The sequence below is a fragment of the Ascidiimonas aurantiaca genome, from assembly GCF_037646345.1.
GTDB lineage: Bacteria > Bacteroidota > Bacteroidia > Flavobacteriales > Flavobacteriaceae > Ascidiimonas > Ascidiimonas aurantiaca.
In genome coordinates, this window is record NZ_JBBEWR010000006.1 from 25004 (window position 1) to 47709 (window position 22706).

The following is a 22706-nucleotide window of genomic DNA, read 5'->3' on the forward strand; positions in this document are numbered from 1 at the left end:
TACACGTTATGAAACGTATAAAATTATATATTCTGAACATAGGAGCACTTCTTTTTATAGTAGGGTGTGAAACCAAAGTGAAGAATGGAGCACAGGAAATCGCTCCTTTGGAAACCCGTAAGGATCATAAAATAGTAGTAAGTAAACATCAGTTTAAAACAGGCAATATGCAAATAGGGAAACTGTTTAGCAAGCCTTTTCCAGAGTTGGTGGAAGCTACCGGAATGATCGATGTGCCTCCTGAGAATAAAGCTGTTATCAATACCATAGCCGGTGGGTACATCAAAGAAACCCCTTTGCTTATCGGGGACAAGGTTACAAAAGGGCAGGCCCTCGTAACTTTGGAAAACCCCGAATTTATAACCCTTCAACAGGAATATCTCGATGTAAAGGCACAGTTACACTACCTGAAAGCTGAGTATGAAAGGCAAACAACACTCCTGGAAGAGAAAATCACCTCTCTTAAAAACCAGCTACAGGCAGAAAGTGCGTATAAAAGAGCTGTGGCTGCTTATCAGGGTTTGAGAAAAAAAATGGAAATGTTACATATTGATCCGAAAATAGTTGAAAGTGGCAAACTTACGGCCGAGGTTGTCGTGTATTCGCCTATCAGTGGTAACATAACAGAACTATATGTAAATAAAGGGGCTTATGTTTCTCCGGCAGATGTGATTATGGAGGTCATAGACAAAAGTCACATTCATCTGGAACTTAGTGTTTTTGAAAGTGATATCATGAGGGTTAAAGAAAAGCAGGATATCATATTCAAAGTACCGGAAACTTCAGGAACCACATATCGCGCTCATGTATATCTTATAGGTACCTCTATTCATGAAAAAGACCGAACTGTAAAAGTACATGCTCATATTGAAGAAGAACTCGCCGAGAATTTTGCTACGGGCATGTTTGTAGAAGCAGCTATAGTGACTCGTACTGATAAACGACCGGCACTTCCGGAAGAAGCGGTAATAATGGCAGACAATTCTTATTATGTATGGCAACTTATTTCAGAAAATGATTCCCTGTATGTGTTTTCCAAAAAGGAAATTCAGCCAGGATCTTCATATAAGGGTTTTGTTTCTATTGACAGTGTATTTTCACCGGAAGACCGATTTTTGACTAAAGGAGGCTTTAATCTGATAGGGAAAAGTGATTCGGGAAGCGGCCACTCCCATTAGATTCCAGAATACAGGAACAGGTGGGTATGGAATAAATAGTATAATAAAACCCTTTTCTAATAATTAAGTAGATTCTATCAATACGTGTAGTGTATTGTTTTTTAGAGAGATAGCTATCATAAAAAAATAAATATTTTAGTGGAATAATTCCATAAAAAAGGAAAAAATCCATACTTTTGTTCGGGTAGTTATTTCCTTTTCTATGAATAAAACAGTACTTCATCTGGATCTTGATACATTTTATGTTTCAGTAGAGCGGCTTATAGACAGCAGGTTAAAAAGCAGGCCCTTATTGGTAGGAGGCACCAGCAGGAGAGGTGTTGTAGCTGCCTGTAGTTATGAGACCCGCAGGTTTGGAGTACACTCCGGGATGTCTATGAAGCTGGCTAAAGAACTTTGCCCTGAAGCAGTAGTTATAAAGGGCAATGCCGGTACTTACAGTAAATATTCAGATACCGTGACAGACATCATTAAAGAAAAGGTTCCCATATTTGAGAAATCGAGTATCGATGAGTTTTATGCAGACCTCACCGGAATGGATCGTTTTTTTGGGTGCTATCAGTATGCTTCAGAGCTGCGCAACACAATTATAAGAGAAACCGGTTTGCCTATTTCTTTCGGACTTTCCGTGAACAAAGTAGTTTCAAAAGTAGCTACGAACGAAGCAAAACCCAATAATCAGATGAAAATAGACTTTGGTTTTGAAAGATCCTTTCTGGCCCCACTTTCTATAAGTAAGATTCCCATGATTGGCGAGAAAACATATCAGGCATTACGAAATCTGGGGCTCAGAAAAGTGAAAACCATTCAGGAAATGCCACCAGATATGATGTATAATGTTCTGGGTGCCAACGGGCTCACTATATGGGAAAGAGCTAACGGAATAGACAATACGCCGGTAATACCTTTTCACGACCGTAAATCTATTTCTACAGAACGTACATTTGATAAAGATACTACCGATGTGACAAAACTTAAAAGCATCCTGTTAGCTATGAGTGAAAATCTGGCATATCAGTTGCGAAGAGGTAATAAACTCACGGCCTGCGTATCAGTAAAAATAAGGTATTCAGATTTCAACACATATAACAAACAGGTAAAAATACCACATACCAGCGCAGACCATATTCTTATACCAAAAGTACTGGATCTGTTTAACCGCCTTTATAACCAGCGACTTTTAGTAAGGCTTATAGGAGTAAAATTCACCCACCTGGCAGAAGGGAATTATCAGATCCATTTGTTTGAAGATACCTGTGAACGCCTTAGTTTGTACAATGCTCTGGATCGTATAAGGAACCGTTATGGGGAGCGCAGTGTGGTACGGGCCTCAGGTATGGAAGCGGCTACTATAGGGCGCATGCATAATCCGTTTAATGGCGAGCCTCCCGTAGTATTGGCTCACAGAAAACAATAAAGACAGATATGTACCTTAATTGTCATACGTATTACAGCCTGCGCTTCGGCACTTTTTCAGAAGTGAAGCTGCTGGAACTGGCCAAAGAAAATCATATCACCCGTTTGGCATTAACCGATATCAATAATACATCGGCCTGTATGAATTTTGTACGGAAATCTGCAGAATTTGGCATTACTCCCATAGCAGGTATAGATTTCCGGAACGGCACAGAACAGATGTATGTGGGAATAGCAGCTAATAATGAAGGTTATAAAGAGTTGAATGATTTTTTATCGTTACACCTTCATCAGCAAAAACCTTTTCCGGAAACCCCTCCAAAATTTGAGCACGTATTTACTATTTACCCGTTTGAAAAAGTATTGCTAACTGAAAAGCAGGAATTTACAGAGTATGAATATATAGGAGTATCAATAAAAAACCTTAGAAAGCTGCCTTTTTCTTCCTATGTGCATATGAAAGATAAGCTGGTAGTATTGCAGCCTGTAACTTTTAGGAACAAGCGTGACTTTAATGCCCACCGGTTACTGCGGGCCATCGATAAAAATGTGTTGTTAAGCAGGCTCCCCACCAGTGAAGAGGCCGATGCTGATGAGAAAATGTTCCCAATTGCCAATCTGGCCACCGCCTTTTCAGAATACTCTTTTATTCTGGAAAATACCGAGAAGCTTATGAAGCAATGCCATATTCATTTTGATTTTTCGCAGGGTCGTAAACCTCAAAACCTCAAAACCTATACCGGTAACCGCGCATCTGATGAAGAACTGCTTGAAAAACTGTGCAGGCAGGGTCTCTCTTACCGATATCCGGAAGGAGGTGCCAGCATTCTGGAGCGACTTGATAAAGAACTGGAACTTATTAAGAAAATGGATTTTGTATCTTATTTTCTTATTAACTGGGACATTGTATGTTATGCCAGGCGAAAAGGATATTTTTATGTGGGAAGGGGCAGTGGCGCCAATAGCATAGTAGCCTATCTTTTACGTATTACAGATGTAGATCCGGTAGATCTGGATCTGTATTTCGAACGTTTTATTAACCTGTACCGGGCCAACCCGCCTGATTTTGATATTGATTTTTCCTGGAAAGACCGCCAGGATGTCACACAATATATATTTAAACGTTTTGACCATGTGGCTTTGTTGGGCACGTATGTTACCTTTAGGTATCGGGGTGTAGTGAGAGAACTGGGAAAAGTTTTTGGGTTGCCAAAAGGAGAGATCGATCTGTTGGCAGATGGTAAATATCACTCAGTACTACTTGATGAGGTTTCTTCACTTGTTATGAAATACGGAAAACTTATAGAAGGCTTTCCCAATTATGTAAGCATTCATGCCGGGGGTATTCTTATAAGTGAGAAACCTTTACACTGCTTCTCGGCTACCAACCTGCCTCCCAAAGGCTTTCCCACTACACAGTTTGATATGGTAATTGCCGAAGATGTAGGGTTGTATAAGTTTGATATTCTGGGGCAGAGGGGCCTGGCAAAGATAAAAGATGCCATGACAATCATAAAGACCAATTACCCGGAGAAAGCAGCGTCTATAGACATTCATGCCATAGCCTCTTTTAAAAAGGACCCGCGTATTAATGCCCTTATTAAAAAAGCACAGTGTATGGGGTGTTTTTATGTAGAATCACCGGCTATGCGCATGCTGCTAAAAAAGCTGGAAGTAGATAATTACCTCGGTTTGGTAGCGGCCAGTTCCATTATTCGCCCTGGAGTGGCCAAAAGTGGTATGATGAGAGAATATATTCTACGCCACAGAAATCCCGAGCGGTTAAAAAATGCACATCCTGTTATGCTGGATATCATGCCTGATACGTATGGAGTAATGGTATATCAGGAAGATGTTATAAAAGTAGCCCATTATTTTGCAGATCTTACTTTGGGAGAGGCCGATGTGCTTCGAAGAGGTATGAGCGGTAAGTTTCGCTCCCGCGATGAATTTGCCAAGGTAAAAGCAAAGTTTATTACCAATTGCAGAGAGAAAGGCTACGATGAAAAACTGATCTTTGAGATCTGGGAACAAATTGCCAGCTTTGCGGGGTATGCCTTTGCTAAGGGGCACTCGGCTTCGTATGCCGTAGAGAGCTACCAGACACTGTTTTTAAAAACATACTACCCACTTGAATTTATTGTGGCCGTACTTAATAATGGAGGAGGGTTTTACGGTCCGGAATTTTATATACACGAGGCAAGAATGTTAGGGGCAACTGTACACCAGCCCTGTGTTAATAAGAGTCTGGAAATAAACCGTATAAGCGGGACAGATATTTACCTGGGGTTTGGATATCTTAAAGATCTGGAAAAAAAAGTAGTGAACAAGATCATTAACGAAAGGTTGATACGAGGCTCATTCCTTTCTTTTGATGATTTTCTGGAACGTGTTCCCATATCTGTAGAACAAATAAGTATTCTTGTGCGTATGGATGCTTTCAGGTTTACTACTCAAAACCGGTATCATTTATTATGGCAGGCGCATATGAAACTGGCGGGAAAGAAGAAAAAACCGGATATCCCGAAGCTGTTCAGGCCGTCACAGCGATCTTTTGTCCTGCCTGAGTTACAAACAAATGTATTGGAAACAGCTTTTGACCAAATGGAACTATTGGGCTTTCCTCTATGCAGCCCGTTCGAATTATTGTTACACCCACCTAAAAACAGTTTGGGGAGTCGTGACCTTTCCCGCTATTTAGATCGATACATAGACATATACGGATATCTGGTTACCGTAAAAAATACAGCTACTCACGATGGGAAAAGGATGCATTTCGCAACTCTGACAGACCAGCACGGAGAAGTTTTTGATACCGTCTTATTTCCGCAGGTGGCCTTTAAATACAGATTTAGAGGGAGGGGTATTTATCGCTTTTACGGAAAAGTAGTTAGTGAATTTGGTTTTTTAAGTATAGAAGTACTTAAAATGCAAAAAGAAGACTATATACAGGACCCGCGTTATAGTGAAGGAAATTCGGGTTCTTACAGACATATGTTGAAAACTTTATGATCTTTAATTTAGATCAAATCAAAATAGAGTGTATTTTTGCATCGTTTAATTTTGTTTTGATGGGAAAGGACAAAGCCAAAAAGAAAGGTAAGGAAAAGGACAAGAAAAAACTGAAGAAAGCCGAAAAGAAGGCAAGTACATCTAAAAAGGTTACTTTCACAAGTCTGCAACCGCTTCCAAACTGTAAAACGAGGTGTTGTAAAAAATATAAAAAGGGCAATCGCTGTAAACGATGCCCCATGTATGATCTTCTTAAAAAAGCAGCCGCTTAGAAAACATTTCTATTTTACTTAAAAGCAGCCATTCCCGTAATATCCATTCCGGTTATTAACAGGTGAATATCGTGTGTGCCCTCGTATGTAATTACAGATTCGAGATTCATCATATGCCGCATAATGCTGTACTCTCCGGTAATACCCATACCTCCCAGCACCTGTCTTGCTTCCCGGGCTATGGTAAGTGCCATATCTACATTATTGCGTTTTGCCATAGATATTTGTGCAGACGTAGCTTTTCCTTCTTCTCTGAGTACGCCCAGTCGCCAGGCGAGTAGCTGTGCTTTAGTGATCTCGGTAACCATTTCGGCCAGTTTTTTCTGTTGTAATTGTGTAGCGGCTATAGGTTTGTCAAATTGAACCCGTTCTTTTGCATATCGCAATGCCGTATCATAACAATCCATCGCGGCACCTATGGCGCCCCATGCAATTCCGTAACGTGCCGAATCCAGACATCCCAGGGGAGCACCCAGGCCACTTTTTCTCGGAAGTAAGTTTTCTTTGGGAACCTTTACATTATCAAAAATAAGTTCTCCGGTGGCTGAGGCCCGTAATGACCATTTGTTATGGGTCTCCGGGGTAGAGAAACCTTCCATACCTCTTTCTACTATGAGCCCATGAATGCGACCTTCCTCATTTTTGGCCCAGACTACCGCAATATCAGCAAAAGGAGCATTAGAGATCCAGAGTTTTGCTCCGTTTAGTAAAAAGTGATCTCCTTTATCTTTAAAATGGGTTACCATTCCCGCAGGATTTGACCCGAAGTCGGGTTCGGTTAGTCCAAAACAGCCCATGTATTCTCCGGTTGCGAGTTTAGGAAGGTACTTTTTTCGCTGTTCTTCGCTTCCGTATTTCCATATGGGATACATGACCAGGGACGATTGTACCGAGGCGGTAGATCGTACCCCACTGTCACCCCTTTCTATTTCCTGCATGATAAGCCCATAAGCAGTCTGGTCCATTCCTGCACCGCCGTATTCAACCGGAATATAAGGGCCAAAAGCACCTATTTCGGCAAGGCCGGAAATAATTTGTTTGGGAAACTCGGCATTTTGCGCATAGGTTTCAATAATAGGAGATACTTCCCGCTTAACCCATTGCCTTGCGGCATCTCTTACCAGTTTGTGTTCATCAGTAAGCAGATCATCTAACTGGTAATAATCAGGAGCTTCAAACAGATCAGGTTTCATGTACATAAAATTAAAGCCCAAAGGTAACCAATGAAATGTAACAAAACAAAGCCGTAGAGTTACATTTTTAAATAAAAATCTTGTGTGAGTAACCTGTAGGTATCGGTATATTCATGGCGTGATTTTTCAATAACCAATGTGTCTCTTTCAGGAACTTCGTTTTGAAATACAAACTCTATAAGACTTCTTTTTACTGGAGCTTCAGGGGTCCCTTTAACATGAGTAATACGCCTGGGAAAAAGGTTTTTCTCTTTGGCGAGAGAGATAACGGTTTGCTCTTCTTTAAAGGGTATAACAAGTGCAAAACTGCCATATGTTGATAATAGTTTACCAACTGCTTCAATCAGGGTATGAAATGGCAGATAATGGTTTTGGCGGGCCCTGTTTCGAGAGGTGTCTCCTGAGGTTACATTTTCTGAATAAAAAGGAGGATTGGCGACAATAAGGTCATAGGTGTCGTCTATTTCTGCAGCAAATTCTTCGAGAGAGGCGTGGTAACAAAAAAGACGATCATTCCAGGGAGATGCCTCAAAATTTTCAACGCATTGCTCATAAGCCTGAGCATCGATCTCTATCGCATCAATAAGATCTGCATTGCTGCGTTGTGCAAGCATGATTGCAATAAGTCCGGTGCCTGCCCCTATATCTAAAATAGATTGTGGGCCTTCTTGTATGGAGACCCATGCGCCCAGCAGCACCCCATCGGTACCTATTTTCATGGCACACCTATCCTGATGTACACTAAATTGTTTAAAAACAAAGGGAGCATTCATAAAAACAAGGATGTCAAAAGTGATGAAAAAGTGCGGGATTGGTTGTAAGGAATACGATAAAGACGCTTTACTAAAAACTATTCAGACAAGTAAAGATCAATGAGACCCTCGGGTGTTTGTACCTGTATTTCTTTAGAGTCACGATCTACTTTTACAATAAATTCATCATTCATTGGGATAAAGATCTCAATACCATCGCGATCTATTTCAAAAAGAGATTGCGCAGTACTGTCGTTAATAGCGGTGATGGTCCCTACTTTTCCAAAACTTTTATCTACAACGGTAAAACCAATTACTTCATGAAAGTAAAACTTATTACCTGAGAGCGTAGGAAGCATACTTTTTGGTAGATAAAGATCTTGTTTTAAAAGCGCATCTGCTTTAGCTTCTGTATCTACATCTTCCAGTCGCAGTCTTAAGAGCTGCGATTTGTGTAACGAAGACTCTGTAATAAAAAATGGAACCAGTGTTTCACCTAATTCGATGAATACTGATTCCAAATTTTCATACTCTTCAGGGTCGTCGGTATCTAGCTTTGCCAGAACCTCTCCTTTAAAACTAAACTTCTTTACTATTTTTCCGAGATAGAAGCAATCTTCCTTTCTCATAGTCTGAAGTTATGCTTCCGCGTCCTTATTCTCTTCTGTTTCGGGAGCTTCTTCAGGAGTTGCTTCCGCTTCGGCTACGGTTTCTTCAGCGGCCTCAGTAGCTGCTTCGGCTCCTTCCTGCTCTTCCTCTACAACAGTTCCTTCGGCTTTGCGCTTATCGCTTATTGCTTTTTCTGCTTCCAGTTGTTTCGCTTTTGCCTCTTCTTTAGCTTTGGTAAGGGTATCTTGCTTAGAAGCTACTTTACCTTCTTTTTCTTCTAACCAGGCAGTAAATTTTTCTTCTGCCTGCTCCTCGGTTAATGCTCCTTTAGACACACCACCCAATAAATGATGCTTTAGCAGTACACCTTTGTATGAAAGTATCCTTTTGGCGGTATCAGACGGTTGTGCTCCGTTTTGCAGCCACTTTACTGAATTGTCTATGTTAAGATCAATTTGTGCAGGGTCTGTGTTAGGATTATAGGTGCCTAACTTTTCAAGAAATTTTCCATCTCTTTTTGAACGGGAATCTGCAGCCACGATCCAATAAAAAGGTTTTCCTTTGCGTCCGTGTCTTTGTAGTCGTATTCTAACTGGCATATAACTATTAATTAGTGGGGTTCTCGACCCCGGTTATTAATTTCCCCATACCACTCTGGTAAAGGCGGGTGCAAATATAAAATATATTTTCTGTTGATAAACGGTTTTTTGCCATTATTTTAGAGTAACTAATCTGTAAATCAGATAAAAAAATGAACCGCATCTGTATATATTGCTTAAGCCTGTATGCGGGCCGGATAAAAATGTTTTCAGATCACAGTTAATAACTCTTGATAATTGTTATCCTGAAAGCCTTTAATAATATGTATTTTTAACTCCTGTTAGTTGCTTTAATAACCCCTTACTTTTTAAAGGATCGATATAGTTTTTTAATACTTTTTCTCTACACATGTTTTTAGTTTTTGATACCGAAACCACAGGTTTGCCCAAACGTTGGGATGCACCCATAAGCGATACTGATAACTGGCCAAGAGCCGTACAAATAGCCTGGCAGCTTCACGATGAAACAGGAAAACTGATAGATCAACAGGACTACCTTATTCGTCCCGAAGGGTTTAATGTGCCTTTTGATGCAGAGAAAGTACATGGTATTTCTACAGAGCTTGCGGAGGAGGAAGGGGTCTCCCTTGATGAGGTTTTGCAAAAGTTCAATAAGCTACTTACAAGTACAAAATTCATTGTCGGGCAAAATGTGGGTTTTGATGTAAACATAATGGGGGCTGAGTTTTTCAGAAAAGGTATGGGTACGGTACTCACTTCACTTCCAGTATTGGATACGTGTACCGAGACCACTGCAGAACTGTGCCAGCTTCCCGGCGGTAGAGGTGGTAAATATAAACTACCAACACTTACCGAACTGCATGCACACCTTTTTGGAGATGGATTTGAGGAAGCACATAATGCTACGGCTGATGTAGAAGCTACTACCCGTTGCTTTTTTGAACTTATTCGAAAACGCATTTATACGGTTGAAGAACTGGATGCGTCTCCTGATTTCTTTGAAAAGTTTGACCGGGAGAATCCGGCTACCATTCAGCTCATAGGGTTAAAACATATTAATCTAAAAGCAGCTTCTGAAAGAATACGTGAACAACAACGTAAAGAACAAGTAGCGGATGAACCTTCGAGTGAAGAACTGAAGCAAAATATAAAAGATCTGGAGGATGCCGGTTTTGCGCATTTGCATAACCATACACAGTTCTCTGTTTTACAGGCTACCTCGGCTATTCCGGCACTGGTGGCCGCAGCGGTACGTGAAAAAATGCCTGCAGTGGCTATTACCGATGTGGCCAATATGATGGCAGCTTTTCTTTTTGTACATGAAGTAAATACCCATAACAAAAAAGCAAAAGCACAAATAGAAGAGGCACAGGCCAAAGGAGAAATCCCTGAGGCAGCACTTCTTAAACCCATAGTGGGATGTGAGTTTTACGTTTGTGAAAATCATAAAGATCGCAGCCGGAAAGACAATGGATACATGGTGGTTTTTCTGGCGAAAAACAAAAGAGGTTATCACAATCTGGCAAAAATGTCTTCTATAGCCTATACAGAAGGGTTTTACTATGTTCCCAGAATAGACCGTGAGGTAATAAAAGAATACAAAGATGATCTCATTGTTTTAACAGGCAACTTATATGGTGAAGTACCGTCTAAAATACTCAATGTTGGTGAAAAACAGGCAGAAGAAGCCTTGTTATGGTGGAAAAAGCAGTTTGGCGAAGATCTGTATATAGAACTGATGCGCCACGGTCAGGAAGAAGAAGACCGTGTAAATAATGTGCTGCTTCGTTTTGCAAAGGAACACAGTATTAAAACAGTGGCTACCAATAATACCTATTACCTTGAAAAAGATAATGCCAATGCACATGACATTCTTTTATGTGTAAAAGATGGTGAAAAGCAGGCTACCCCTATTGGTCGCGGTCGGGGGTATCGGTACGGGCTTCCCAACCAGGAATATTACTTTAAAAGTGCCAGCCAGATGAAGGAGCTTTTTAAAGATATTCCGGAAGCCATATATAATATTCAGGAAATAATTGATAAAGTCACACCTTTTGAATTGGCAAGGGAAGTATTACTGCCAAAATTTGATATTCCGGAGGCCTTTCAGGTGGCTGAAGATGATATAGACGGGGGGAAACGTGGTGAGAACAAGTATTTAAGGTACCTTACGTATGAAGGTGCCCGCAAGAGGTATAATGAAATTACCCCTGAAATAGAAGAACGGCTCGATTTTGAACTGGAAGTAATAGAAAGAACCGGTTATCCCGGGTATTTTCTTATTGTTCAGGATTTTATTGCCGCAGCAAGGGATATGGGAGTATCCGTAGGGCCCGGACGGGGTTCGGCGGCCGGTTCAGCTGTGGCCTATTGTCTGGGAATTACCAATCTGGATCCTATTTCGTACGATCTTCTTTTTGAGCGCTTTTTAAATCCAGACAGGGTAAGTATGCCCGATATCGATATTGATTTTGACGATGAAGGCCGTAGTAAGGTAATGGATTATGTAATTAAAAAATACGGGGCCAACCAGGTAGCACAGATCATTACCTATGGTACTATGGCAGCCAAATCTTCTATACGAGATACCGCCAGAGTACTGGATCTGCCTCTGGGCGAGGCCGACCGAATTGCCAAGCTCATTCCCAATATGAAACTGGGAAAAATATTTAACCTGGATGACCGTGAATTAAAAGAAAAATTACGTTCAGACGAATTGCTGAAAGTAAACGAATTGAAAAATCTGGCAGAGGGCACAGATCTTGAGGCACAAACCATTAATCAGGCACGAATACTCGAAGGATCTTTGCGAAACACAGGGATCCATGCGTGTGGAGTAATTATTACTCCGGATGATATTACCAATTTTGTGCCGGTAGCCACTGCAAAGGATTCTGATTTGTACGTAACCCAGTTTGACAACTCGGTTGTAGAAAGTGCCGGATTACTTAAAATGGACTTTCTGGGGCTTAAAACCCTGACCCTTATTAAGGATACCGTTAAGATCATTAAATACCAGCATGGCAAAGAGCTTGACCCTGACCTGTTCCCGCTTGATGATGAAAAAACATATGAGCTTTTTCAGCGAGGCGAGACCGTAGGGATATTCCAGTATGAATCTGCCGGGATGCAGAAATATATGAAAGAGCTTAAACCTACCGTATTTGCCGATCTTATTGCCATGAATGCTCTGTACCGTCCCGGCCCTCTTGAATATATTCCCAGTTTTATTCGCCGCAAACATGGAGAAGAGGCCATCACGTATGATTTACCGGCGATGGAAGAATACCTTAAAGAAACCTATGGGATAACGGTATATCAGGAGCAGGTGATGCTTTTATCCCAAAAACTGGCCGGGTTTAGTAAAGGTGAGGCAGACGTACTTCGAAAAGCGATGGGTAAAAAGCAAAAAGACGTACTTGATAAAATGCGACCCGCATTTCTTGAAAGAGGAGCGTCTAACGGCCATGATCCCGAAAAACTGGAGAAAATATGGAAAGACTGGGAGGCTTTTGCCTCTTATGCTTTTAACAAATCGCATTCTACCTGTTATGCCTGGATAGGATATCAGACCGCATACTTAAAAGCCAACTATCCAGCAGAATATATGGCGGCCGTACTATCTAATAATATGAATGATATCAAGCAGGTATCTTTCTTTCTGGAAGAGTGTAAACGTATGGGGCTAAAAGTACTGGGCCCCGATGTAAACGAATCTTTCTATAAGTTTGCCGTAAACCAGGATAATGCTATTCGTTTTGGAATGGGTGCCATTAAAGGCGTAGGACGAGGTGCGGTCGATACGATAGTAGAATTTCGAAAAGATGGCAAATACAGATCTGTTTTTGATCTTGCCAAAAGAATAGACCTCAGGGCAGCTAATAAAAAAGCCTTTGAAAATCTCGCTCTGGCCGGAGGGTTTGATTCTTTTACCGATACACACAGAGCACAATATTTTTTTGAAGACGGAGACAGTATTTCATTTTTGGAAAAGGCCATTCGCTATGGTGCAAAACATCAGGAAAACCTCAATTCGGCCCAGGTAAGCCTTTTTGGAGAAAGCAGCGAAGTGCAAATACCAGAACCCATAGTGCCTTCCTGTGAGTCATGGGGAACCATGGAAAAACTGAGAAGAGAAAAAGAAGTAGTAGGCATTTACATTTCCGGGCACCCGCTTGATGACTTTAAAGTAGAGATGAAATATTTCTGTAATGCCGGTATAAGTATGTTTACCGAACTGGAGAATTATGTAAACAGAGAACTTTCTTTTGCCGGGGTTATTACCGATGTGCAACACCGGGTTTCCAAGAACGGAAAAGGATGGGCCGCTTTCACTATGGAAGATTACACAGATTCTTTTGAATTTAAAATTTTTGGTGAAGAGTATCTAAAGTTCAGGCATTTTCTCATACCTAATGCTTTTGTGTACATAAAAACATTTGTCAGGGAGGGTTGGGAAAATCGGGAAACCGGTAAAAAGGGAGATCCGCGCCTGCAATTTAACCATTTACAAATGCTACAGGATGTATTGGAAAGCTATGCTAAAAAACTCACAATACAATTAGACGTAAACTCTCTGAATACTGAAAATATTACAAAGCTTAAAGAACTTCTAAGTGGCCATAAAGGAGATCATAGTCTTAATTTTGTAGTATATGAAATGGAAGACGAGATTAAGCTTACCATGCCAAGCCGTAAACAGAAAGTGAAAATAACAAGCTCTCTTTTAAACCTGCTAGATGAAGAAGCAGTGTATTATAAGCTTAATTAACCATTTGATAAGCAAGTATGTACACCGTGATTTCAATAGCAGAACTTTTTAAAAATGCTATCGATATTCTTGATTGTCAAATAATGAAAACTAATTCGGGCATTGTAAGGTTTGGAAAAATATTTGACTAAATTTGCATGTTAACGAAAGAAGTGAATTTAAATCTTAATACAATGGCATTAGAAATTACAGATGCTACTTTCGAAGAAGTAGTTTTAAAAAGTGACAAACCGGTAATGGTTGACTTCTGGGCAGCATGGTGCGGTCCCTGTAGAATGGTAGGTCCTATTATTGATGAGATCAGTCAGGAATATGATGGAAAAGCAGTTGTAGGGAAGGTAGATGTAGATGCCAACCAGGAGTTTGCAGCTAAATATGGTGTACGTAACATTCCTACCGTACTTGTTTTTCAAAACGGTGAGATCGTAGGAAGACAAGTAGGGGTTGCTCCAAAAGATACTTATAAAGAAGCACTTGACACGCTTTTGGTTTAACCATTTAATTATAATAAATCGTTAAGGGTTTGGCGTATAGTCAAACCTTTTTTATTTTAGGCATACCCGAAGCGGAAATCTTTCACAATGAAACTACAGGAAAACGTTCACAAAATTCAACTTTTTAAAAACCTTGAGTTATTAGCGGGCCAGGTGGTAGAAGGTTTTATAAATGGTATGCATAAGAGTCCTTTTCATGGTTTCTCTTCAGAATTTGCAGAGCACAAAATATATAACCCGGGAGAGAGTACCAGATATATAGACTGGAGACTATTTGCCAAAACCGACCGACTTTATGTAAAACGATATGAGGAAGAAACCAATTTAAGATGCCATCTTATCATTGATAACTCCTCTTCCATGTATTATCCGCCCATAAAAGCCCAGGATATTGATCATCTTAACAAAATTGGTTTTGCCAGCCTGGCAGCGGCCGCTTTAATGAACTTATTAAAAAGACAAAGAGATGCTGTAGGTTTGAGCGTGTATTCAAATACGTATGAGTATTACGCACCGGAAAAAGGAAGTGAACGACATCACAGAATGTTGTTGAACAGGCTTGAAAAAAACCTTGTATCATCTAACCGGGAAAAAACAACCAAAACGTTTACCTATCTGCATCAGATAGCCGAGAAAATACATCGAAGAAGCCTCATTTTTCTTTTTACTGATATGCTTCAGTCTGAAACCGGGGAAAAAGAGCTTTTTGAAGCCTTACGTCACCTAAAATATAATAAACATGAAGTGATCTTCTTTCATGTAATGGATAAAGAAAAGGAATTTCACTTTGACTTTGATGATCGTCCCAAACGTTTTGTTGATATTGAAACCGGAGAGCATGTAAATTTATATGCCCATAGTATAAAAAGTGAATATCAGCAGGCCACCAAACGCTTCTTTGAAGAATTACACCTTACGTGTGCCCAATACGGTATTAAGTATGTAGAGGCCGATATTGCGGGTGGAATAAACCGAATACTATTAACGTATCTAATAGAACGACAGAAATTCTTATAAGCGCAGAAAATTCATAATTGATCACTTAAAAAAATGAATCTAAAAAACTTTTCAAAATGTTTGTAGAAATGAAAATGCGGTGTATATTTGCATCCGCGTTATAGCAGAGGTCTGGTAGTTCAGTTGGTTAGAATACCTGCCTGTCACGCAGGGGGTCGCGGGTTCGAGTCCCGTCCAGACCGCACCAGTAAACACGAGGCTTCCGAGAAATCGGGAGCCTTTTTTCTTTCCCTTGGGTATAACATAAGTACAACACTTTCCAAAGATAATTTCTTTTGTTTACCTCCAAGTTAATCTTGTGATTTTCATTAAAATGAAGTGAGTTATAGAGGCCATTAAAAAGTTCTTTTACAAGTTTCTAAAGAAAAAAGAAAGCTTTTATCATTCCTTGAATAAAAGTGAGGGGAAGAAAATCATTGTTATCTCTTTGCCCTTACTTGTATTTCTGGGCAATAATATCTAATTTTTAGTTGGGCTTAAATTAAATTAGCAAGAATCGGGTTTTAAGGCTGGTATCTCAACATACTTTTGTCTTGTAAATTCAAGCATCATGAATACACAGCAACAATTGAACTATAGTCGCATAGCAGAAGCTATCAAGTATATCAAAGAAAATTTCAAGGAACAGCCCTCACTGAACGATATCGCCGAAAGTGTACATCTCAGTCCGTATCATTTTCAGCGTCTGTTCAGTGATTGGGCAGGGGTGAGCCCAAAAAAGTTCATGCAATACATAAGTGTGGAATATGCCAAGCAATTGCTTAAGGAGCAACAGGTCACCTTGTTTGATGCGGCTCATGAAACGGGATTGTCGGGCACGGGTAGGTTGCATGACCTCTTTATCAATATTGAGGGCATGACCCCCGGAGAATTTAAAAATGCAGGAGAAAGCTTGTGCATCAACTACAGTTTTGCCGAAAGTCCGTTTGGCAACCTCATCGTAGCCTCTACCCAAAAAGGTATCTGCCATATGGCTTTTATCCAGGAGAAAGCAAAGGCATTGGAAGCCTTAAAAAATCGTTTTGCAAACGCTTCTTACAATCAGGTTGTTGACAAATTGCAACAAGACGCATTGTTCATTTTCCAAAACGATTGGAGCAAGCTGAACCAAATAAAACTACATTTGAATGCCACGCCCTTTCAATTAAAGGTTTGGGAAGCGCTGTTAAAAATTCCACAGGGACAATTGACCACCTACGGGGCCATAGCCAAACAAATAGAAGCCCCAAGAGCATCTCGGGCGGTGGGTACGGCGATTGGCAACAATCCTGTCGCTTTTTTGATACCCTGTCATAGGGTAATTCAGGCTTCGGGCAATATTGGGGGCTATGCTTGGGGCAATACCCGTAAAACCGCCATGATTGGTTGGGAGGCCGCCCAATAAGTTATCTTCATTTTAATCACATCATTGGTAAAGGCAAACCCTATGGAAAAAAAGACGTTTATTCTTATCCATGGTTCATGGCACAGTGCCTGGAACTGGTACAAAGTGACCCCAATTTTGGAACAGCAGGGGCATACGGTCCACGCCATCGATCTGCCAGGCATGGGAAGGGATAAAAGCCCTATTAAAGAGGTCACCTTTAAAGGCACTGTTCAAAAGTTATGTGAGCTCATTGATAGTCTCGAAGGCAAAGTCATTTTGGTCGGCCATAGTAAAAATGGTATTATGATTTCACAGGTGGCGGAATACCGGCCAGAAAAAATTGAAAAGTTAATTTACTTAGCGGCCTATCTCATTCCCCATGGAAAAACCCAAAAGGAATACTCCGTTCAAGACACCGGGGGATGGTTAAAAGGTTATGTTGACATTCATGAAGAGTCCAAGTCACATACCCTACAGACCGAGATTTTCAAGGAAGGATTGTACCATGATTGCGATGATGAGATTACCGAAATGGCCAACGTTATCTTAAGCCATGAGCCTATTGAATCTGGTGTGGCCCCTTTGCATTTGACCGATGAAAATTTTGGAAGCGTACCCCGATATTACATCGAATGTACCGATGACCGGGCGGTAACTCCCTTCATCCAGCAAAAAATGTACAGTGAAACCCCTTGCTTAAAAGTGTATAAAATGGCTGCCAGCCATTCCCCCTTTTTTAGCAAGCCTAATGAGCTGGTTGACATTTTTATGGAAATCGCACGACTTTAGAAAAGAGTATTATGTTCACCCCAACACTCCGGCATGGAATTATATTTCGGTTCAGGTGCAGGGCCAAGCGAGAATAATGACCTGGGAAGAAGTATAGGAAACTACTGCACGACTGACCTAAAAGTATGAGGCAATGAACCAGTCATCTGTTAATTTGGAACATTTGCCGCCCAGAGTTCAAAAATTGATGAAGGGTATAGCTGGTATAAAAGTGACCGTACATAAGATGGAAGGAATTTTCAGGTTGGATCAGAATAGTAATACAACTCATTTTCAAAATATTATCAGAGTACTAAAAAAACAAAATTCATCTATTGTTGATGACCCCGCAACATTAATGGAAAACAAAAAATTATGATTACAGACAAAATAAAAGCATTAGACTGGGATGCCATAACCGGCGAGCTCCATTCAAAAGGATACTGTCAGGTACCAAAAATTCTGGATGACATCGAATGTGAGGAACACATTGCATTATATGAACAGCCCAATTTATTCAGAAAAACGGTAGTCATGGAGCGGCATCGTTTCGGCAAGGGGGAATACAAATATTTCGATTACCCCTTGCCCCCAATTATACAAGAATTGCGCACATCGCTTTATCCAAAGCTCTGCACAATTGCCAATACATGGATGAAGGCCTTAAAAATTGACGTGACCTATCCAGAGTCCCATCGTGAATTACAAAAGAAATGTTCAGATAACGGGCAAAACAAACCAACGCCCCTTCTCTTAAAATATGGAGTGGGCGGATTCAATACCTTGCACCAAGATATTTATGGTGAAGTATATTTTCCCATACAGGGGGTTTTTAACCTGACCGAACCGGAAAAAGATTATACGGGCGGACAGTTCGTTCTCACCCAACAGGTGCCAAGGGCGCAATCAAAGGCCATCGTGCTCAACCCCAAAAAAGGCGACATGGTTCTTTTCGCAACCAATTTTAGGCCTGTTCACGGAACTCGGGGATATTACCGTGCCAACATGCGCCACGGTGTCAGCGAGGTCTGTCATGGCAGACGCTGGACAATGGGAATAATTTTTCATGATGCCGTAAGCTAATGATACGGCATTCCGAATTAACTTCGAAACAGCTTCGAGATGGAATCAAAACGAGATCAATCACCTTGGGTGGCAATAGAAAGTTAAAGATTTACGGTGCACTAAATTGTAAATCTGGCAAAAGAATGAAAATGCATACCCGTGTGTTTTTTACAAACGAAAAGCAGGCAAAGGAAAACGGCTTTAGGCCCTGTGGTCATTGCATGCGGTCAGAATATTTAAAATGGAAGAATGAAGTTGTTTGATATTCCTTATAACCCCACAAAAAACTGGCTGCCGCAAGACGGAACAGTAAATTATTACGGCAAAATTTTCAGTACGGCCGATGCCGATTCCTTTCGTGGGATTCTTTTAAAAACAATTGCGTGGCGCAATGACGAGGCCATCATTTTTGGAAAAAAGGTCATCACCAAACGAAAGGTGGCTTGGTACGGCGAAAAGCCATTTTCGTACACCTATTCAAAGACCACAAAAACAGCACTGCCATGGACAAACGAACTGCTGCTTCTCAAAGACCAAGTGGAACAACTTACCGGAGAAATCTTCAATTCCTGTTTGCTTAACCTATACCATAACGGTCAAGAGGGCATGGCTTGGCACAGCGATGCCGAAAAAGACCTGAAACGCAATGGCGCCATCGCATCCCTAAGTTTTGGGGCAGAACGAAAATTCGCTTTTAAACATAAAAGGACCAAGAAAAAAATTGACCTGATACTTGAACACGGTAGTTTATTGGTTATGAAAGATGAAACCCAGAGTCATTGGTTACATCGTTTACCTCCAACTAAAACCGTATGTAACCCTAGAGTAAATTTGACCTTTAGAACTATTATCGAGACATAAAATTGTAATAGTTAAGACTTAATTTGACAATTTCAATAAATTAGTTTAATTATTAAATAGGACTTGTCAAATGAACACAGAAGAAAAATAAATAAACCATAAGTTAGGGTTATTATAATTAGCCAAACAATCAGGCAATGTACCTCAAGCTTGTGAAGTAATGGGATATAGTTTCTATAGATTCAAAGAACTTTATAAATAGAGCGGAGAGCTGGCTCTCCAGGAAATTTCTAGAAAAAAACCTGTTTTAAAAAAATAAAATTAATGAAGAAGTAGAGTGTGTAGTAGTGGCTATTGCTATTGAATACCCTGCTTATTATGGTCAACTCAGAGCGTCTAATTTTCTAAATAATGAAATAAAAAATCAAAATAGCTTTACAGAGTTTACGATAAGTGAACAAAGTACTTTTATTTTGCCTCGTATCTTGTTAGCTACATTAGCCTATAAGCTTTGAAATAAAATATAAATTCACATTATTCAAGTTATTTAGTTCTTTTTTAACTAAATTTTATTCTGGTTCTTGATCATTTTTTCACTTATGTCTCTTTTTTGATTATCAGAAATAATAAAAATTATGGAGATAAAAGTTAGTTCCTAAAATCAACTTACTCTTTCTTACAATTAAAAATAGTTTTTACGGTAAAACCACATGTTGATAATGGGTTTAACATATTGATTTTTAAAGATATATATGATTTTTTTAGGATTTTTCTTTAAGGCTGACGTTTTTCATTAAAAATCAGATAATTATTTACCTAAAGAGTAGCTTATTTTAATTAAAAAGAGAGCAAAATTACTGTTAAAATAATTGAATTTTGGTATATTTTTTAAAATTAAAAATCAGTAGTTTTAATCTGATTATCAGTAAGTTGTGATAATTATTTAATTTTAAAAAGAATATTGAACATTAAAAAAAAAGATCATGAAAACGAAATCACTTTTCTTGTTAATTATTTTATTATTTTTAACTACTACAACATTCATAGGTTGTTCACCAAATTCAGTAGATGATGAACCTTATGAAAGGGAAACTTTTGGAATTGATAAAGATATTAAAAGGCCAGGTGACCAGCATACAAGTTGCTAAACCTGAAAAAGGTATTACTTTGTTAACTTATGCTGTTGCTTGTGTTTTAATTTTGTTGTCCGTGACCTCCTCCCATATTTAGGTACCGGTCATAACTAGAGAATCGAGGCTATTTGCCAACCCCAAATCAAGTCCAAAACCACCTCTTCTATTGTCCCAATAAGAAGGTAATTTAAGGCCTAACCCTATTCCTGGCTCTAAATTCCAGCCTTGAGCTGATGCATATTAGCAGGAAATAAATAAGCAAAGAGCAATAAATTTTATGGTAAGATATTTTTTCATACTATAAGCATATTATATTTTCTTTCATTCCGTTGGTAAAAAACAGAACTTTTCATTTTCAATTATTAAACAATCATTATCATATTTCACATCTACTGTAATCCAAGGTTGAGTTCCTCTTAAGCCTTTATATTGGTTTTTACCAACAGGTACCAAAGTAAGTTCCGGCCAGGGGCCACCAGACATTCCGCTGTAGGTGCCATCTTCTTTCCATATTAAATTCCAATATTGATTCCAGTTTTCAAATCTGGCATGTACAAAAGTGGTGTAAGCACCGTATTCATAAAATTGAGAACCTGGTGAGTTTTCAAAAGTCCCGATAACATTAAGCGACTCTAGATTTCTTCTCATATTGATTATTCGATTGAGAAAAGATTGTGTAACTGACTTTGAGTCTGATTTCTCAGTACGAATCCTTTCGAAAGCATCTTCATCGCCATTTTCAAGTTTTTTCATTATTTTCTTAGCGGTGGCATTTAGTTTTGAAACCTTTTCTTTTTGCTCATCATTATAATTGAACATAAGGTCTAGTGTTTTTTGACCAGAAAATTTAGCGATAAGCCTTGGGCCATCTGTCATTAATTCAATGGTTCCAATCTTAGATTTATAAACTCCTTCTTTTCGTTCGAGTATCGTCTTATTATCAGGGCTATAGGTTTTTATGACTGGGGGAAAGTTAAAAGTTTTGTCAAATCCGGCACGTAGAATATCATACTCCAGTTTATAAGTGGGAAAAATGGAAGTATTACCATGAATATAAAAGAAGAAATCACTATTTGGCAACCAGAAAAAATGTGAAGTAAAAATACCATTGCTTCCACTGTGAGAAATTACTTTTCCCCACTTATCATCAACGTAACTTACTAAACCATAACCATATTTAGAATAGCTATTATCTTCAGTAATATAACCAGTGGTCCATTTTTCGACGGCTTCGCTATTAAGAACACCATTTCCTTTTACGTTTTGCAACCATTTATGCATATCTTCTGCTGTTGTGTGTAGTCCACCATTGGCTCGTAAATGCCAATTAGGACCATCATCAATCCAACCTCTTTTATATACTTTTCCCCATTGTTTACCTTTTTCATACCCTATCGCCATCTCTTCAGATTCCCACTTAGGTAAAATATAACCTGTTTTGTTCATCCCTAACGGTTCAAGAAGAAATTCTTTTAAAAAAGATTCATAATTCTTGCCAGATACTTTTTCTACGATTCTTCCCAAAATAGAATATCCGGCATTCGAATAGTTATACGCATTACCAGGTTCAAATCTTAATGGCTCAGACATCAATTTATTAAAGAAAGTCTCAAATTCCATTGGCTCTTTATCATCACCCACACCCTGTATTAATCCCGATGAATGTGTTAGAAGTTGGTGCAGCGTAATTTGCTGTTTGTCTTTTGGTATATTATCAAAATATACAGGCAGGCTATCATTTACAGAAAGTTTATTTTGACTTTCTAGTAATAAGATTGAAGCTCCTGTAAATTGTTTTGTGTTAGAACCATTAGATTGCACTGTTTGGGGTGTAAATCGGATCTTATTCTTTCGGTCTGCAAATCCATAACCTTCACTCAGAATTTTTTCGCCTTTATGATTAACTACTATCGCACCTGAAAAACCTAAAGACTCCATATACCTGAGATAATTGTTAATGTTTTTGGCAACCAGGGACACTTCAGGTAACGTGTTATCAAGACTCTCAGTATCTTCGTTGTTTTTGCAACCCTGTAAGACAATCAAAACAGTCATTAATATTATTAGTATGCTTTTCATATATATTAAAATTTAATAAGTTTAGTTAGTCTAAACTAAAGAGGTCGTCAACCTTACATTCTAATATTTTTGCCAGTTTTAACCCTAATTCCAGAGAAGGAAAATATTTATTATTCTCAATAGCGTTTATGGTTTGCCTTGAAGCTTCAAGCTTTTTAGCCAAATCGTCCTGTGTATATCCATGTTTAATGCGTTGTAATTTTAGGTTGTTCTTCATTTT

Annotated in this window: 19 protein-coding genes, 1 tRNA gene and 1 pseudogene; 15 read left to right on the forward strand and 6 right to left on the reverse strand. The window is 39.3% G+C overall.

What is annotated here, in order from left to right:
- The first annotated feature begins 8 nt into the window (after positions 1 to 8).
- The 4 genes from WAO84_RS07695 to WAO84_RS07710 all read left to right on the forward strand — a co-directional run bounded on the left by WAO84_RS07695 (position 9) and on the right by WAO84_RS07710 (position 5878).
- Entirely contained in the window at positions 9 to 1178 is a 1170-nt protein-coding gene (locus tag WAO84_RS07695) for an efflux RND transporter periplasmic adaptor subunit (protein WP_340064898.1), read from the forward strand.
- Positions 1179 to 1380: 202 nt separating this feature from the next.
- Positions 1381 to 2595, forward strand: coding sequence for a DNA polymerase IV (gene dinB / locus WAO84_RS07700; protein ID WP_340064899.1), 1215 nt, complete (start codon positions 1381 to 1383; stop codon positions 2593 to 2595).
- Between the two features lie 8 nt (positions 2596 to 2603).
- On the forward strand, positions 2604 to 5606 hold the full coding sequence (locus WAO84_RS07705; protein ID WP_340064900.1) for a DNA polymerase III subunit alpha: 3003 nt from the start codon (positions 2604 to 2606) through the stop codon (positions 5604 to 5606).
- Complete coding sequence (locus tag WAO84_RS07710; RefSeq protein WP_340064901.1) at positions 5603 to 5878, forward strand: hypothetical protein; 276 nt, start codon at positions 5603 to 5605, stop codon at positions 5876 to 5878. The genes WAO84_RS07705 and WAO84_RS07710 overlap by 4 nt, the downstream gene beginning before the upstream one ends.
- Positions 5879 to 5892: 14 nt before the next feature.
- Here the strand turns inward: WAO84_RS07710 and WAO84_RS07715 are convergent, their stop codons facing one another.
- The 4 genes from WAO84_RS07715 to WAO84_RS07730 all read right to left on the reverse strand — a co-directional run bounded on the left by WAO84_RS07715 (position 5893) and on the right by WAO84_RS07730 (position 9031).
- Positions 5893 to 7071: an acyl-CoA dehydrogenase family protein gene (locus WAO84_RS07715; protein ID WP_340064902.1), complete on the reverse strand. Its 1179-nt coding sequence runs from the start codon at positions 7069 to 7071 to the stop codon at positions 5893 to 5895.
- A gap of 59 nt (positions 7072 to 7130) precedes the next feature.
- The gene (locus WAO84_RS07720) at positions 7131 to 7844 is read right to left on the reverse strand and encodes a tRNA1(Val) (adenine(37)-N6)-methyltransferase (RefSeq protein ID WP_340064904.1); all 714 of its coding nucleotides are present in this window, start codon (positions 7842 to 7844) and stop codon (positions 7131 to 7133) included.
- A gap of 77 nt (positions 7845 to 7921) precedes the next feature.
- Positions 7922 to 8452 carry a ribosome maturation factor RimM gene (gene rimM, locus WAO84_RS07725; protein WP_340064905.1) on the reverse strand — a complete coding sequence of 177 codons (531 nt, stop codon included), beginning with the start codon at positions 8450 to 8452 and terminating at the stop codon, positions 7922 to 7924.
- Between the two features lie 9 nt (positions 8453 to 8461).
- Positions 8462 to 9031 (reverse strand): 30S ribosomal protein S16, encoded by a 570-nt coding sequence (locus WAO84_RS07730; protein WP_340064906.1) that lies wholly within the window; start codon positions 9029 to 9031, stop codon positions 8462 to 8464.
- A 349-nt stretch (positions 9032 to 9380) separates the two neighbouring features.
- Here WAO84_RS07730 and dnaE point away from each other — a divergent pair, with 349 nt between their 5' ends.
- From dnaE to WAO84_RS07785, 11 genes and pseudogenes are all read left to right on the forward strand, one after another.
- Positions 9381 to 13763: a DNA polymerase III subunit alpha gene (dnaE, locus tag WAO84_RS07735; RefSeq protein ID WP_340064908.1), complete on the forward strand. Its 4383-nt coding sequence runs from the start codon at positions 9381 to 9383 to the stop codon at positions 13761 to 13763.
- 173 nt (positions 13764 to 13936) lie between these two features.
- Complete coding sequence (gene trxA, locus WAO84_RS07740) at positions 13937 to 14257, forward strand: thioredoxin (protein ID WP_340064910.1); 321 nt, start codon at positions 13937 to 13939, stop codon at positions 14255 to 14257.
- An 87-nt stretch (positions 14258 to 14344) separates the two neighbouring features.
- Entirely contained in the window at positions 14345 to 15274 is a 930-nt protein-coding gene (locus WAO84_RS07745; protein WP_340064911.1) for a DUF58 domain-containing protein, read from the forward strand.
- A 108-nt stretch (positions 15275 to 15382) separates the two neighbouring features.
- A tRNA-Asp gene (locus WAO84_RS07750) sits at positions 15383 to 15456 on the forward strand.
- Positions 15457 to 15824: 368 nt separating this feature from the next.
- Positions 15825 to 16658: a methylated-DNA--[protein]-cysteine S-methyltransferase gene (locus WAO84_RS07755; RefSeq protein ID WP_340064913.1), complete on the forward strand. Its 834-nt coding sequence runs from the start codon at positions 15825 to 15827 to the stop codon at positions 16656 to 16658.
- Positions 16659 to 16700: 42 nt separating this feature from the next.
- Positions 16701 to 17429: an alpha/beta fold hydrolase gene (locus tag WAO84_RS07760; RefSeq protein ID WP_340064914.1), complete on the forward strand. Its 729-nt coding sequence runs from the start codon at positions 16701 to 16703 to the stop codon at positions 17427 to 17429.
- Positions 17430 to 17783: 354 nt separating this feature from the next.
- A complete protein-coding gene (locus WAO84_RS07765; RefSeq protein WP_340064915.1) occupies positions 17784 to 18491 on the forward strand; it encodes a 2OG-Fe(II) oxygenase in 708 nt (235 codons plus the stop codon).
- Complete coding sequence (locus WAO84_RS07770; protein ID WP_340064916.1) at positions 18491 to 18736, forward strand: Ada metal-binding domain-containing protein; 246 nt, start codon at positions 18491 to 18493, stop codon at positions 18734 to 18736. The genes WAO84_RS07765 and WAO84_RS07770 overlap by 1 nt, the downstream gene beginning before the upstream one ends.
- The gene (locus WAO84_RS07775; RefSeq protein ID WP_340064918.1) at positions 18723 to 19334 is read left to right on the forward strand and encodes an alpha-ketoglutarate-dependent dioxygenase AlkB family protein; all 612 of its coding nucleotides are present in this window, start codon (positions 18723 to 18725) and stop codon (positions 19332 to 19334) included. The genes WAO84_RS07770 and WAO84_RS07775 overlap by 14 nt, the downstream gene beginning before the upstream one ends.
- A gap of 118 nt (positions 19335 to 19452) precedes the next feature.
- Positions 19453 to 19681: pseudogene (locus tag WAO84_RS07780) on the forward strand (helix-turn-helix domain-containing protein); the annotation flags it as partial.
- A gap of 576 nt (positions 19682 to 20257) precedes the next feature.
- On the forward strand, positions 20258 to 20422 hold the full coding sequence (locus WAO84_RS07785) for a hypothetical protein (RefSeq protein WP_340064920.1): 165 nt from the start codon (positions 20258 to 20260) through the stop codon (positions 20420 to 20422).
- A gap of 306 nt (positions 20423 to 20728) precedes the next feature.
- Here the strand turns inward: WAO84_RS07785 and WAO84_RS07790 are convergent, their stop codons facing one another.
- Together WAO84_RS07790 and WAO84_RS07795 are read right to left on the reverse strand one after the other, a co-directional pair.
- Positions 20729 to 22486, reverse strand: coding sequence for a serine hydrolase (locus WAO84_RS07790; RefSeq protein WP_340064921.1), 1758 nt, complete (start codon positions 22484 to 22486; stop codon positions 20729 to 20731).
- 25 nt (positions 22487 to 22511) lie between these two features.
- Entirely contained in the window at positions 22512 to 22703 is a 192-nt protein-coding gene (locus tag WAO84_RS07795) for a helix-turn-helix transcriptional regulator (RefSeq protein WP_340064923.1), read from the reverse strand.
- Between the last annotated feature and the right edge of the window lie 3 nt (positions 22704 to 22706).